The 14,226-nt window shown below is 65.6% G+C and carries 11 protein-coding genes and 1 tRNA gene; 3 read left to right on the top strand and 9 right to left on the bottom strand.

Annotated elements, in window-relative coordinates; all coding sequences use genetic code 11:
- Positions 1–283: 283 nt before the first annotated feature.
- Positions 284–904, bottom strand: a complete 621-nt coding sequence (locus tag H4W30_RS18350; protein ID WP_192743889.1) for a sigma-70 family RNA polymerase sigma factor — start codon at positions 902–904, stop codon at positions 284–286.
- 305 nt (positions 905–1,209) lie between these two features.
- Between H4W30_RS18350 and H4W30_RS18355 the strand changes: the two genes are divergently transcribed.
- A complete protein-coding gene (locus H4W30_RS18355) occupies positions 1,210–2,397 on the top strand; it encodes a beta-1,3-glucanase family protein (protein ID WP_192743890.1) in 1,188 nt (395 codons plus the stop codon).
- 155 nt (positions 2,398–2,552) lie between these two features.
- On the opposite strand, the gene H4W30_RS18360 is transcribed toward H4W30_RS18355, so the two are convergent.
- From H4W30_RS18360 to H4W30_RS18370, 3 genes are all read right to left on the bottom strand, one after another.
- Positions 2,553–4,700: a terpene synthase family protein gene (locus tag H4W30_RS18360; protein ID WP_192743891.1), complete on the bottom strand. Its 2,148-nt coding sequence runs from the start codon at positions 4,698–4,700 to the stop codon at positions 2,553–2,555.
- A 105-nt stretch (positions 4,701–4,805) separates the two neighbouring features.
- The gene (locus H4W30_RS18365; RefSeq protein WP_192743892.1) at positions 4,806–5,585 is read right to left on the bottom strand and encodes a DUF3800 domain-containing protein; all 780 of its coding nucleotides are present in this window, start codon (positions 5,583–5,585) and stop codon (positions 4,806–4,808) included.
- Between the two features lie 32 nt (positions 5,586–5,617).
- Positions 5,618–6,409, bottom strand: coding sequence for an ArsR/SmtB family transcription factor (locus H4W30_RS18370; protein WP_192743893.1), 792 nt, complete (start codon positions 6,407–6,409; stop codon positions 5,618–5,620).
- Positions 6,410–6,541: 132 nt separating this feature from the next.
- Here H4W30_RS18370 and H4W30_RS18375 point away from each other — a divergent pair, with 132 nt between their 5' ends.
- The gene (locus tag H4W30_RS18375; protein ID WP_192743894.1) at positions 6,542–6,913 is read left to right on the top strand and encodes a hypothetical protein; all 372 of its coding nucleotides are present in this window, start codon (positions 6,542–6,544) and stop codon (positions 6,911–6,913) included.
- 315 nt (positions 6,914–7,228) lie between these two features.
- Here the strand turns inward: H4W30_RS18375 and H4W30_RS18380 are convergent, their stop codons facing one another.
- On the bottom strand, positions 7,229–10,294 hold the full coding sequence (locus tag H4W30_RS18380) for a tetratricopeptide repeat protein (RefSeq protein ID WP_192743895.1): 3,066 nt from the start codon (positions 10,292–10,294) through the stop codon (positions 7,229–7,231).
- A 263-nt stretch (positions 10,295–10,557) separates the two neighbouring features.
- Positions 10,558–11,310 (bottom strand): hypothetical protein, encoded by a 753-nt coding sequence (locus H4W30_RS18385; RefSeq protein ID WP_192743896.1) that lies wholly within the window; start codon positions 11,308–11,310, stop codon positions 10,558–10,560.
- A 38-nt stretch (positions 11,311–11,348) separates the two neighbouring features.
- Here H4W30_RS18385 and H4W30_RS18390 point away from each other — a divergent pair, with 38 nt between their 5' ends.
- Positions 11,349–12,587, top strand: a complete 1,239-nt coding sequence (locus H4W30_RS18390) for a three-Cys-motif partner protein TcmP (protein WP_318780616.1) — start codon at positions 11,349–11,351, stop codon at positions 12,585–12,587.
- Here H4W30_RS18390 and H4W30_RS18395 read toward each other — a convergent pair.
- The 3 genes from H4W30_RS18395 to H4W30_RS18405 form a co-directional block, all read right to left on the bottom strand.
- Complete coding sequence (locus H4W30_RS18395) at positions 12,574–13,326, bottom strand: DUF5131 family protein (protein ID WP_192743897.1); 753 nt, start codon at positions 13,324–13,326, stop codon at positions 12,574–12,576. The genes H4W30_RS18390 and H4W30_RS18395 overlap by 14 nt on opposite strands.
- Positions 13,323–14,018, bottom strand: a complete 696-nt coding sequence (locus tag H4W30_RS18400; RefSeq protein ID WP_192743898.1) for a tyrosine-type recombinase/integrase — start codon at positions 14,016–14,018, stop codon at positions 13,323–13,325. The genes H4W30_RS18395 and H4W30_RS18400 overlap by 4 nt, the downstream gene beginning before the upstream one ends.
- 112 nt (positions 14,019–14,130) lie before the next feature.
- Positions 14,131–14,203 (bottom strand) — tRNA-Thr (locus H4W30_RS18405).
- Between the last annotated feature and the right edge of the window lie 23 nt (positions 14,204–14,226).

The raw sequence follows: 14,226 nt of genomic DNA on the forward strand, positions 1-14,226 counted from the left end.
TGCCCGGTATCGGACGGGCCCGCCGGGATCAAGGGCGAACAGCGCGTACGACTTGTCCGCACCACGACCATCCTCCCACGTTCACGTGACGAATTACCCGGCCTCAATGGTCCGTTCGGCCGGTTCCGGCCCACCGGTCCGCGCCTAGGGTGGAATCCGAGACCGTTTGTCCCGGCCCCCGGCAGCGGCACTCGACGGCGAGCTCTGGAGGGGCCATGTGCGTTCGCATTCTCGAAACCCGTGCCAAACGGGAGAATCCTTTTGTCCGGCTGCTGATCCGTATTCAGCTCAAAGCGTCCTGGCGCTGAGCGCAGGCGCGCAGCCTGCTGATCGCGCGGTGTTTGGTCACCCGCACGCGTGACGACGTCGTCCCGAGCGCCGCCGCGGTCTCGTTCGACGTCAGTTCGCCGATCACCCGCATGCCCAGCACCTCCCGGTGGGAGGTCGGCAGCGTCCGCATCAGCCTGCCGAGCCGGAGACCGAGATCCGTCCGCAGGGCGCGCTGCTCGGGTTCCTCCGCGGCCCCGGCGGGCCGTTCGGGAAGCTCGCCGGTCAGCACCTGCTTGCTCCGCGCTGCCTTCCGGAAGACGTCGGCGACCTTGTTCGCCGCGATGGCGCGCAGGAGGAACAGGAAGGAGCCGCCGCGGCGGCCGTGACCGGGGATCGCGACGAAGACCGCGAGGCAGATCTCCTGCGCCACGTCGGCCGGTTCGAGATAGGTCAGCTCATGGCCGCCGAGACGGGTCGCGGCGTACTGCCGCGCCCAGGTCGCGACGGCGGCCATCAGCTCGTCCATCCCGTGTGGCTCGCCGTCCACCGCGGCCCTGGCGAGGCCGTCCCAGCAGGCGGGGGAAATCCACGTCTCCCCGCCGCCGGTTCTTCGCATCGGAAACTCGTCGCTCATGTCCCGCTCCCCACGGATGAGAAAACCCGGCCGCCGGGGTCCAGGACGGAACCCGGCCAACGGTAGTCGAGGAATCCGGCCACCTCAATCGACGAAAGGCCCGCGACGAATTGTCCGGCCCGGCGGAAAACCGGACAGATTCCCACCAGTGGTCTGGACATCTCCGCGTCCGGCGACGTAACTTCCCGTGCTGAGACCCCTCGCCAAGGTCACGCCCAGGCCGGGAACGCGCCCCCGGCCGACATCCGCAAGCACCGCCGCGGCGCGTCCACGCTCCGCGGCGGGATTCCGCCGAGGAGTGAACTGTGCGCATCCGCAAGAAGATCCGGCGCGTCTTGACCGCGTTGGCGGTCGCCCTCCCCCTGGTCACCGGAGTTTCGGCGCTTTCGGCACCCACCGCGGTCGCCGCGGGCCCCGATCCGCTGCCGCTGACCGTCACCAACAACTCGAACCGCTCGGACGCGGTCCACCTCTACGTGCTCGGCACGAACCTCAACACCGGGAAACTCGGTTACGTCAACGCCGCCGGCACGTTCACCCCGTGGCCGCCGGGAGCGAACCCGCCGAGCCCCGCGCCGGACGTCTCGATCGCCGGCCCCGGCAACGGCGGCTCGACCACGCTGCGGATCCCGCGGATGCTCTCGGGCCGGGTCTACATGTCGTTCGGGCAGAAGATCAAGTTCTTCCTGACCCCGGACGGGCTGGTGCAGCCCGCGCCGTGGGCCGACGGCGACCCGAACCGCGACATCCTGTTCGACTGGAGCGAATTCACCTACGACAACGGCGGGCTGTTCATCAACAGCTCGCAGGTCGACATGTTCAGCGTGCCGCACGCCGTCGGGCTCACCAACGGGGCGGGGACGAACAAGGAGGCCGGACGGCTCAAGGCGGGTGGCCGCGAAGCCATCTTCAACGCCGTCCAAGGTCAGTCCGGTTTCTCGAACCTGGTGTACAACCGGCTGCGGGTGCTCGCTCCCGGCAAGGGGCTCGACACGGGCAAGTTCAGCGGGACCTACCTCGACGGCTACGTCACGAGCGCCTGGAACACCTACAAGTCGACGCCGCTGACCGTGGTCCCGTTCGAGGCCGAACCCGGCAAGAAGTTCACCGGCCGGACCGGTGGGGACGACGTCCTGCGCTTCACCGACACCTCGGGCGCGACGGTGGCGTCGTTCAGCAAGCCGAGCACCCGTGACGTCTTCAACTGCGACGGACGGCTGCACGCGCCGAACGACCAGGTCGTCGGGCCGATCGCGCGGACACTGTGCGCGGCGCTGCATCGCTCGACCCTCGGCACCCTGCACACGCAGCCGACTTATGACGCCGGCCAGTTCTACAAGCAGGCCGTGACCGATCACTACTCGCGGATCGTGCACGAGCAGATGGTCGACGGAAAGGCGTACGGGTTCGCTTTCGACGACGTCGGGCACTTCGAGTCGCTGGTGCACGACGGGGATCCGCGGACCGCGCGGATCATTCTGACCGCTTTCTAGGCGGCGGGGCTTTTCCCGCTGCCGGGTGCCGGGTGCGGGTGGGCGTGTCGCGAGGGAGCAGCTCACGCCGAGCCCGAAGTTGCGAAAGCCACTTTCACAACCCTCAAGGTTGCGAAAGTGGCTTTCGCGACACCCCCCGGGGCACCCGACAGCCTTCAGCGCGCCCCGCTCCCGATCCGCCAGGCCGACATGCCGATTCCGCTCGGCACGAGCGAGAACGACGGCGGCTCGGGAGTGCGGGCGCGCTCCAGCTCCACCGGCGTGTACCGCACGCATTTCCGGTGCCATTCCAGGATTCCGGCCATCCAGTCCTTGAGGTGGTCCGCGTATCCGATCAGCGCCGCGCGGACGTCGTCGCCGAGCCCGAGGTCGTCGCACATCCGCGGCAGGCCTTCGCCGTCGAGCTGCTCGAACTGCTCCAGCCGCGCGTTCATCAGCCGCGCGGCGATGTCGCGGGCCTCGATCCGGTCCACCTCCAGGAACCGTTCGACGACGTACACGAGGTTGTGCACCTCGCCCTCGTACTCGATTTCCTTCTGGTACGAGAACAGGTCGTTGGCGAACGCCGCGTAGTCCTGCGCCGCGGTGTCGAGCTCGGACAGCACCCGGTTCTGGAAGAGCTCCGGCGGCAGGACGTCGCCGAGTTCGAGGAGCGCGAGGCTCTTCGTCAGGTCGGATCCGAACGTCCGTCGCCGCATCTCCACGTAGTCGACCGGATCAGGGACGCGGTTCTGCGCCTGGTTCCCCACCTCCCACACCCAGCTCGCGGTCATGCTCTCGACCGCCCGCCGGAACCCCGCCCGCCCGCGCGGGGTCAGCGGTCCGGCGGTGCGGTCCCACAGGTCCGCGAGGCCTCGCTCGATCGGGTTCGACGGTTTCGGCACCGGCTCGCCGTCGAGGGGCATGAACAAGGAAAGCCGGTCACTGCACAGTTTCGCGGCGATCGGGTCCCGTTTCGCGCCGAAGACCAGCGGGAAGTAGTCGTCACCGTAGGTACCCCAGGTGAGCCAGTCGGTCGACAGCTTCAGCCGTTCGAAGTCCGCGTCCGCGTCGATCATCGCGGCGCAGTGCGCCAGGTCGATGCCGAGATACCGGCGCTCGTCCCACACCACGTCGTCGAACATCCCCATCTCGCGCGCCCAGCCCGGCCCGTACTCGCGCGCCGCGGCGAGGTGGGGGCTGGTGCGCACGGGGTACGGCATGCGGAATTCCGGCAGGGGCAGCTGCCCGGCCTTCGCGAACGGCGGCGGCGCCTGCTGCCGCACCCGCTGGACGAGGCCCAGCCCGTTGCCACCGGAGGCCGCGCCATCGTTCATGTACCGGCTCGACCGCACGTGCCATTCGTGCCCGCCGGACTGCCAATCCTGCAGCCCCTTGACGTAAAGACCGACCGCGATCTGCTCGGACAGCGAGACGTCGCGTTCGGCCAGCAGCGCGGGGACCTCGACGAGCGCGGTGTTCTCGAACTGCTGCAGCCGTGAGGTCAGCAGGTCGTTGGTGAGATCGGCCGCCTCCTGCGTCGGGAGATCGAGGAACTTCTCGAAGACCAGGACCGCGTTGGAATTCTCCCCCTCTTCGCGTACTTCGCGTTGGTAGGAAAAGAGATCGTTGCGAAGGTGGACGGCGTCGGCGAACGTGTCGCGCAGGACCTCCATCGGCCTGGTCGCCGCGATCCCGTCCGGCACTTCGGCGCCGACGGCGTACTCGATGAGGTTCGCCGACCACGGCGCGCCGCCGACCCGGCGCCGCATCTGGACGTATTCGATGGGGTTCGCGATCCGGCCGCGGTCGATGTTGTCCAGTTCCCAGAGCGATTCGACCATCAGGTTGTGCGTACTGGTGACGAAACGACGGCGCCACGCCTCCGACATCGAGGGAATGGTGCGCGCCCAAAGGTCTTCGAGTCCGGCTTCGGCGGGATTCCCCGGCTCCGGCGACGTTTCCCCCGGCCCGGTCATGAACAGTTCCAGGCGGTCCAGATAAGCCTTCGCGCCCTCGATATCCCGGGTGTACTTGAATTGCGCGAGGAAATCGTCGTCGAAGAAGAACACCCACACGTACCAGTCCGTGACCAGATCGAGGGACGGCCCGTCACAGTCCGGATGGGTGTGCGCGCAGAGCAGCGCATAGTCCATTTTCGCCAGTGCCTGTTCGGTCCAGACGACGTCACCCGACGGCGACGGGGAATCGAGCATCCCCATTTCCCTGGCCCAGGCCATACTGTGCGCTCGCGCCGCTTCGAGGTGCGGATTCATCCTGGCCGGATGCGGCACGTAGAACTCGGGCAAGGTGAAAGCCTGCATCTGCGACTGCCTCCCGGGCCGGTGTCGGATCCGTTCCGACGTTTCCAGCCCGCCGCCGCGCCGGGCAACCGTCCAGCCGAGCGATTCGGTGTGCCATGGAGTGAATCAGTCCCAGAGGGACGCCGGATCGACATAGGGCGCGAGCAATCCGGCCAATTTCTCGTCGCCGTTCCCGTTCAATTCGTCCTCGGCGATCCGGCGGGCGACACCGGCCAGGAAATCGGCTGCCTGCACCCGTGGATCCGTCCGTGAATCCACGAACTTCACCCCGGCCAATCCGGGTGCGGACTCGATCCGGGCGAGCCGGTCCCCTTTGAGCGACGGTTGTTCGTCGTGGACGAGAAGGACCTGCTCCCCGCCCCCGCTCCAGTACTCGACGGCGCGGAGGATCGCGGGTACCAGCGGATCGAGGATCTCGGCGTCCCGTGCCGCGGCGACCTTCGCCCTCAATTCCGCGGTGTCCCCGGCCATCGCGAAGAACGACCCCGCCGCCGGATCCCGGCGGTTCCTGGTCCGCAGCACGTCGTTGAACGCGGCGAGGATCGCGTCGTCCGGCCGGATCTCCGCGCCTGCGAGCGCGCGGAGTTCGTTCGCCAGCAGCCGTTTCTTGTCCACGAGATACACCTTGGCTCGCCCGTGGACCGGGCCGAGCGGCCCGAGGAACCATTCGAGGACCCGCCGGTGCTTCGTGCGGAGCAGGTGGTTCGCCTTGTACTCGACCGCCGGCGAACGGATCCTCCGCCGCAGTTCGACCAGGCAGGCGGCGGCCTCGTCGAGACTCAGCCGGACTCCCGCGTGCGCGAACACGTCGGTCTCCCCGCCGATCAGTTTCCCGCCCTCGGACCCGGACTCGTCGCAGGCGATCTCCAGGGGCACGCCGCGCATCGTGCCCGATCTCCCCGGCGACGTCGACCGGGTTACGCGGGATCGGGCAGCGGCTCACCCGTCTCGAGCAGTGTTTTGAGGCTCGACAGGATCGACGGCCAGCCGCCCTTGACCATCTCCAGCGCGGTGCTGCCCGGGTCGAAACCGTCGTGCACCACGGTCAGTTTCACCGTGTCACCGGCGGGTTCGAGATCGAAGGTGACCTTCGACCGCGATTCGGCCTGGAGCTTCGCCGACACGTCGTCGTCGAGCCCGACCGACTTGGCGAACTCCGGCGTGAAGGTGTGCCACGTGTAGGACAGCCGCCGGTACGGGTCGGCTTCGAGGACGACCTGTTCGGGGTCCTCCAGTTTCACGCCGAGCTGCTCCCAGGCCATCGCCGACCCGGGCTTCCAGTCCGAAGTGAACTCACAACCCCAGTACCGCTTGGTGAAGGCCGGATCGGTGAGCGCCCGCCAAAGCCGCTCGGGCGTCGTCCTGATGTAGCTGGTGTACACGAATTCGTCGGTGCTCATGGGTTCCTGCTCCAATGCCTTCTTGAGGTCGGCGAGCGCGTCGACGCGGCCCTGGTGGTAGCGGTCGATCCAGCGCTCGGCGATCGCGTTGACCGGCTCCGCGTTCACGTAGTGCAACTTCTCGCGGCCACGGCGCACCGTGGTCACCAGATTCGCCGCTTCCAGCACGGCCAGATGCTTGCTGACCGACTGCCGCGCCATGTCCAGCCCCGCGCACAGCTCGCGGAGGGTCTGCCCGTTGCGGGCGTTCAGGTCGTCGAGCAACCGGCGACGGCTGGGGTCCGCCAACGCCTTGAAGACCTCGTCCATGCCGCTCTCCCCTGATATGCAGCCTCTTGGTTGCCTTTGCAGGTTAGGCAGCCACCCGGCTGCATGTCAAGCGGTCACGTTTCCGGCGGCTCAATCGTCCAGGTGGTGACACGACCACTCGAAGGAGCTCACATGCCGACCCCGTTGCGCGTCGCGATCGCCGTGCAGACCCTGGCCGTCTTCCTCACCCCGATCTCGGCCGGCATCCTGCTGACCGTGCCGAGTGGCCACACACTGCACAGCGCCACGGCCTACACGCTGTTCGTCGTCTCGACGCTGCATGTGCTCATCGCGATCCTCGTGTGGCGATCAGGCGGCGGCTCCGCCAAGCCGATCCTGCCCGCGGCCGTGTTCCTCGGCCTCACGCTGGTGCAGGTATTCCTCGGGATCGCACACGTGACGGCGGTCCACGTCCCGCTCGGCGTCCTGCTGTTCGGCTTCAGCCTCGTGCAGCTGAGCCGGATCCGCCCCGCACGGGAAGCGGCGGTCACCGCGGCGCATTGAGGACGGTGGTGAAGGGGAGCCGCCAAGGGGGCTCGAACCCCTGACCTTCTGTTTACAAGTTCCAGCGCCGCTTTGGTGACACGTGGATTCCCTGGTCACCGGCGGCGTCAGTAGCACGAATTTAGACGCCAGAGGCATAGGTGGGCATCAGTTCGTGGACCAGATCGTGGACCACGAACCACTGCCAGACGTTCTCTCTGAGCCAAGACAAGAGGCGAGTACTGGGAGTGATTCGGTCAGCGGCATTCACCGAGCACCAGCTGGAAAGAACGTCGCCATGCTGCCATGCCTGCGAGTACGGATAGACTCATATTCCTATTCCTCTTTCCGACGTTCTTGTTCGCCCAGCAGTAATTGTAGGTTGTTCAGGGCGTCGGTGTTGCCTGCTGCGATGGCGTCGCGGAAAGCCTGCTCAGCCTCCACCTCATGACCGGCTTGCTGCTTCAGCAAGATCCCAAGATTGTTCAGGGCGTCGATATGGCCCGCCGCGATGGCGTCGCGAAAAACCTCCTCGGCCTCCACCTCGCGACCAACTTGCTCACTCAGCAGGACCCCAAGATTGTTCAGGGCGTCAATATGGCCCGCCGCGATGGCGTCGCGAAAAACCTCCTCGGCCTCCACCTCGCGACCAACTTGCTCACTCAGCAGGACCCCAAGATTGTTCAGGGCGTCAATATGGCCTGCGGCGAGGGCGTCGCGATAAGCCTGCTCGGCCTCGGCTTCACGACCAACTTGCTCACTCAGCAGGAGCCCCAAGTTGAACCGGGCGTGGGTGTGGCCCGCCACGATGGCGTCGCGAAAAGCCTGCTCAGCCTCGGCTTCACGACCAACTTGCTCACTCAGCAAGACCCCTAGATTGACCTGGGCGATGGTGCGGCCCCTTGCGATGGCGTCGCGAAAAGCCTCCTCGGCCTCCACCTCGCGACCAACTTGCTCACTCAGCAGGACCCCAAGGTTGTTCAGGGCGTCAATATGGCCTGCGGCGAGGGCGTCGCGATAAGCCTGCTCGGCCTCGGCTTCGCGACCAACTTGCTCACTCAGCAAGACCCCCAGATTGACCTGGGCGGCAGTGTGACCCGCGGCGAGGGCGTCGCGATAAGCCTGCTCAGCCTCGGCTTCACGACCAACTTGCTCACTCAGCAAGACCCCCAGATTGACCTGGGCGGCAGTGTGACCCGCGGCGAGGGCGTCGCGAAAAGCCTCCTCGGCCTCCACCTCGCGACCAACTTGCTCACTCAGCAAGACCCCCAAGTTTAGCGACGCTTTGGAGTGGCCCGCGGAGACAGCGTCGCGGAAAGCCTGCTCAGCCTCCACCTCACGACCGGCTTGCTGCTTCAGCAAGATCCCAAGATTGTTCAGGGCGGCAGTGTTGCCTGCGGCGATGGCGTCGCGATAAGCCTGCTCGGCCTCGGCTTCACGACCAACCTGCTCACTCAGCAAGACCCCCAAGTTGAACGGACCTTTGGAGTCGCCCGCAGCGATGGCGTCGCGAAAAGCCTGCTCAGTCTCGGCTTCACGACCAACTTGCTTACTCAGCAGGACCCCCAAGTTAAGCGGGGCTTTAAGGTCGCCTGCGGCGATGGCGTCGCGATAAGCCTGCTCGGCCTCGGCTTCACGACCAACTTGCTTACTCAGCAGGACCCCCAAGTTGCAATAGGCGTCGGTGTAGCCTACGGCGATGGCGACGCGAAAAGCCTGCTCAGCCTCGGCTTCACGACCAACTTGCTCACTCAGCAGGTTCCCCAAGTTGAACGAGGCTTTGGAGTGGCCCGCGGAGACAGCGTCGCGGAAAGCCTGCTCAGCCTCCACCTCACGACCGGCTTGCTGCTTCAGCAAGATCCCAAGATTGTTCAGGGCGCCAGTGTGGCCTGCGGCGAGGGCGTCGCGATAAGCCTGCTCAGCCTCGGCTTCACGACCAACCTGCTCACTCAGCACGACCCCGACATTGAGCAAGGCTCTCGGGTTTTCGGAGGCCGCCGAGATGAAAGCCAGTTCGGCAATGTCATGGCGGCTGGCGTGATAGGCGCTGACCCCGACGCGGAGATTTTGCCTGGGGGTGAGGGCGGCGGTAAGGGTGGTCCAGGTTGTGTCGCTAATGGGGCCGGTGAGCGGCGTGGCTGAGTCATTGTGGGCTTGCTGGGTACGGTCGAGCAGGTAGTCGGAAGCAAGGTAGCGCTGATCGGAGGCAGGCTGAAGGCAGGAACTGGCACCGAGGACTGGCCGGGTGGCCCAACGTAACCCCACTTCGAGCGGGGGCAAGTCAGCGCGATACCGCCACGCTGGCGGCAGAAACTGGGTGTGCAGGTCGGCCAGGAGCGCACCGGGCACGGGGTCGTGGTGTCCGGCCCGACGACAGTCGACCGCCGCACTGATGAGGGCTTGGCCGCGGATGAACTCCGGCGTCTCGCCGGTACTCCAGCGGTCCATCATCGCCGCTCCCGCAGCCAAGTACTCGGCGAATCCTTCCGGAGCGGCGACAGCGCGTCTGACTCGGGCGTCACGCTCACCAGCCCGGACAGCACGGGTTCGTTCGGAGTCTGTGAGCACTGCGGCAACCCTGATTCGACGTCGCCCACGGACTCCGGCGAGAACTTCCACCGCCGCCCGGTCGATATCCGCGCCGGCATCGGAGGTGCGGCGAGTAGCGGCGTCGGCATGCAGGGCGAGTTGCTCATCGCGGATCGTCGCGACCACAGCGACGCTAATATCTTCCGGCGGGCACAACCGCTGCAACAGTCCGACATCGAGGCCGTCGGAGCCGAGATAGCGTTCGAGATCGTCGAGCCAGACCACCGTCTCCGACAGGTCCGTGGCGGTGTCGACGATTTCACGCAGCGCCGGGCCACTGTCTGGGACGAGTAGCTTATGGTCAGGTCGGAGACGGCGCAGCGCCTCGGCTGCCGCTCGCGATTTGCCAACCGCCGCCGGGCCATGCAAGAGCACCATGCCACCGGCGTGGATAGCCCACTCCAGATCCTCATCGATATCCCGAGCGACATAAGGGGGAAGATCGGAGCCGTCCTCGGCGTAGGTGTCGATCGCAGGTTTTACCCGCAGGTCAAGCAACCCCACCCCTGACACCTGTGGCAGCTCACCATTAACGAGATGCAGTGCCCGCCCCGCCAATGGATTCACCGCGCGTTCCGCCATCGCCGGGGACGATGCGGGAGGACGCCCTTGCATCCACCGCCACAATGGAGGCGCACCAAGACCCAGGGCAGCCACGATTCCCGCCGGCCAGCTCAGCCCCTCCAGCACGTTGCGGACCGGGTGCTGATCGGCCAGCAGCCAACCCGGCAACCCGAACGTTCCCACCGCCCAGATCACCGCAGCCACCACACCGACCACCACCGCGACGCGCGGCCAACGGCGAGACCTCATCAAGTCCTCCCACCCTGCCCTGCCAGAACAACCGAAAAGAAGAAAGCGCCGAACCAGGGGTAACGGCCCTGGCCGGCGCGTGGTCAGTGAGCTCCACTTGCACTACATCAAACTGCTGGTCACGGTCGTCCCGCTGGTCAGCCTGATCGTGCAGCATCACTACGAATGACCGTGTATCCGCCGGGCCAAGTCTTGAACCTGGCCCGGCGGATACATCTCAGTGCCTATTCCGCGCGTCCCAGTTGACGACAACAACGGCCTGATCAACTTGGCGTGCCGCTATGGTCGTCGTCGCCTGGCTCGATCTCGTCACGTTCTACCGGGCGAACCATCCGCGCCTCGAGCGCTTCGAACTCAGCGAGTCGGGCCTTGTGCTCAACCGCCTGTCGGTCCTTGAACACGGCACGCTCCTCATGCACAACTTCGATGGGACCCCGGGCGATCGCCGAGGCACCGAGGACCTTTGAGATGTCCTTAAGTACCTTCACTGCGTCGTGCAAGCTGTGGACCTGGGTGTACATGGCACCCCGCTGCACGTCAAAGTCCACAGTGAACGTCTCGTTATAGCGTCGGAAACTACTGTCGCGATAGGTGGTCATCACCTTGAAGCTCATCGGCAGGTCGCTCGCATACCGATCGGGGGCGCTGTCGAAGAACATCCGAAACTCGCGGCCGGGTGCGAACATCGGCGTCGTCTCGTTCAGGATACGTGCATCTTTCAGCTCGAATTTCGAGGTCTCATTAGTTCTTACCGGCGCCGGATCGAAAATAACGTGCAAGTCGTATGCTGGAGACTTTCCAATATTGGTAACTACCAGGTCTATTAGTTTCTCTGACGCATTACCTGGCAAAAGGTCGACCACGATGTACGGTCGAGCCTGCTCAACGCGCAGCTTCTGCGCCGATTTCACTTGAGACAAGCCGACTGTCAACGCGGCAATTAGGGCAAGGAGCGCGATAACCGTGCCTAGCCCCTGCCACGCTACGGCCGTGAGGCCGATGAACTCCGGATTCACCCCGCCATTTTACAACCCGCGACCGGGCCTCGCCGAGCGTGACGAGCCCCTTCTACACGGACGACCTGACGGAGTTTCAGGCTGTCATACGAACACCTGTTCTCTGTTACCTGGCGCACACCGTAGGTAATGTGGTTGGTTACGGGAGCCGTTCGCGGAGGGGAGCCATGGACGACACGCTGTGGCCGTTGGAGCCTGCTACTGAGGCGAAACACCGGCTGTACAAGCGTTACCTGGACGGTTGGTGGCCGGTGCTGCTCCAGCCGAACAATCAGGGATACAGCTGGCCGAAGGTGACCTACATTGACGCGTTCGCTGGCCCTGGCCGGTACCGCGATGGTGAAGAGGGCTCACCGGTCTTCGTGCTCGACAGGCTGCTGAAGCACGCCGCGCGGGACCGGATGGGGCTCCGTCGATCCCGTGTGCAGTTGGTGTTCATCGAGAAGCGCCGCGATCGGTACGAGCACTTGGTCGCCGAGCTCGGCGAGAAGTTCGGTGACCTGGCGGCACTGCCAGTGCGGGTCGAGGTCGTGCACGGCGAGGCCGCCGACGAGACCACCCGGGCGCTTGACCAGCTTGAAGCGTGGGGAAATCCGGTTCTTGCGATCTTCGACAGCTGGGGCAACGTGAATGTGCCGCTCCCGCTGCTGAGCAAGATCGCGGGCAATCGGGCCAGTGAAGCGATCGTGACGTTCGGCCCAAACTGGTTCAGCCGTCGAGAGGACCTGGACTCCGACCAGCTCGACGCCGTGTTCGGCGGTCGCGAGTTCTGGCAGAAGGCCGATCGGGACAGCACACCTGATGAGCGGTGGCGGGAATGGCTCGCGACCTACCGCGACGCACTCCAGCGGGCCGGGTTCGAGTATCAGCTGCAGTTCGAGGTCGTGCCCCGCACGGGCCAGCCGTTGTACCTGGTCCATGGCACCAAGCACGTCAAAGGCGTCCAGGTCATGAAGGACGCCATGTGGAAGGTGGACGGCGAGGGCGGGATGAAGTTCCGCGATCCCCGCACCCGTGGGGCCGAGGTGGCCGGACAGATGGATCTCTTCGGGACTGGTGGTGGCGTCGATCCGGAGCTGCGGGAGCTGCTCGCTCAAAGACTTGCGAGCGGGCCTGTGAGCGTCGAGACCCTGCGGGACTGGCTGGAGCGTGAAACTGCCCGGTGGCTCGGCAAACACGCGCCGGAGGCGCTACGGATCCTCGTCGCTGAAGGCGTCGTGCACGTCGAGCCAGCGTCCGGGCAGATCAACCGGAAATCGATCGTCAGGCTGCGGTAACTACGCGAGACGGCATCTCGTCCCAGGTCCGGCCATCGAGTTCGCGACCGCCGGCCTTCGGGGTGCGGCCGCCCCACTGCTTGAAGAAGAATGCGACGCCAGCCTGCTGGCACTGGTCGCGGATCTCGCTTGCCCATTCTGGCGCCATCGGTCGTGCATGCGGACCGGACTCGCCGCCGACAATGACCCATCCGATCCCTGCAAGGTTCAGCCGAGGAAGTGGCCCGAGCAGCGGCTCGCAGGAGAGGAACCGCACCGCGGCCGGGACTTCACGCAAGTCATCGATCCGATAGGCCACTCGCTCGTCCTCGACCGACACGCCGAGCCACAGGTTCGTCGGCCAGTCCAACGAGGACGCGAGCCGCCGGATCCTGCGGGACCTCTTCGTCAGCACCTGGTACGTGTGTTGCGGGGTCGCCTCCATGACCGCGAACACCCGCCGGATGAACTCCACCGGTACCTTCGCGTGAAACAAGTCGCTCATCGAATTTACGAATACCAGTCGCTGCTGCCGCCACCTGAACGGCTCCCCGAGCGCCGCAGCATGTGTCGTGACCCCAAAGCCTGGGCCGCTCGTACGCGGATCACCATCGGTCTGGTACTTCGCCGACCCCATCGCCTTGAGCCGCTTCGCCAGCGTCAACGCATAGCAGTGATCACACCCAGCCGACACCCGGTCACAACCGGTCGTTGGGTTCCAGGTCGCCTCGGTCCACTCGATCGACGAACCATCACTCATCGACTCGCCCTCCTCCGCATTCGTCGGCGGAACTCAAGTTCCGCCCCGGGGGCCGGGAATGTCGTACGCGGACGGCCACTCCCCGTGCACTCTACTGCGCGCCGCAGCCCCCTCAGACGTCGGCGCACAAACCTCGCTCGCCCCTCCCGCCACCGGTCAGGTGATCGCTTCTGGGGTGTCGAGCACTGCCGAAGCTTCGGCATCGTGCTACCGATCGTTTCTGCCGCGGCTTTGTCGGCAGCTCCGACCCACGCCGCGTAGTGCCGAAGCGTGGTACTGCCGTCCCCATGTCCGAGTCGACCGGCTACCGTCCGAAGGTCTACGCCGGCGGTAAGCAGCTGTGTCGCCGAATAGTGACGTAGCTCCTTGAGCTGCGTCTTCACGCCGAGCTTCCCGACGAGCCGGCCATACCGGCGGGTGAGCGAACTGGGGTCCCGAGGCTTGCTGAAGTCAGGTTGCGCAGAGAAGATCCAAGTTTCACCGCGCAGCGCGAGCCCCTTCTCCGCTTCCTTCAATGCGGTCCGCTCGGACCTCTCGTTTCCCGGCTTCTCGATCGACACCGATTCCGTTAGAACGATCCGTTCCCCTGTCACGGGGTCCTTCCCGGCGGATACTCGTACCTGGAACGCGTCGCGTTGACGGCGAACGCTACCGCGCTGCCGCCCGCCTTCAATCGAGCCCGTGGTCGCCACGAATGCAAGTTAACAGGGCTGGTGGACCAGCTCGTGGACCAAGATTCACAATGACCTAGTTGAAGGTAGCTTCTCGACTGCGTTCACACTGGTCAGCATACTTTTGATCTTGAGCCGCCAAGGGGGCTCGAACCCCTGACCTTCTGTTTACAAGACAGATGCTCTACCAGCTGAGCTATAGCGGCCTAGCCCAGGACAGCCTGGGCTA

Source organism: Amycolatopsis roodepoortensis, assembly GCF_014873915.1.
Classification (GTDB): Bacteria; Actinomycetota; Actinomycetes; order Mycobacteriales; family Pseudonocardiaceae; genus Amycolatopsis; species Amycolatopsis roodepoortensis.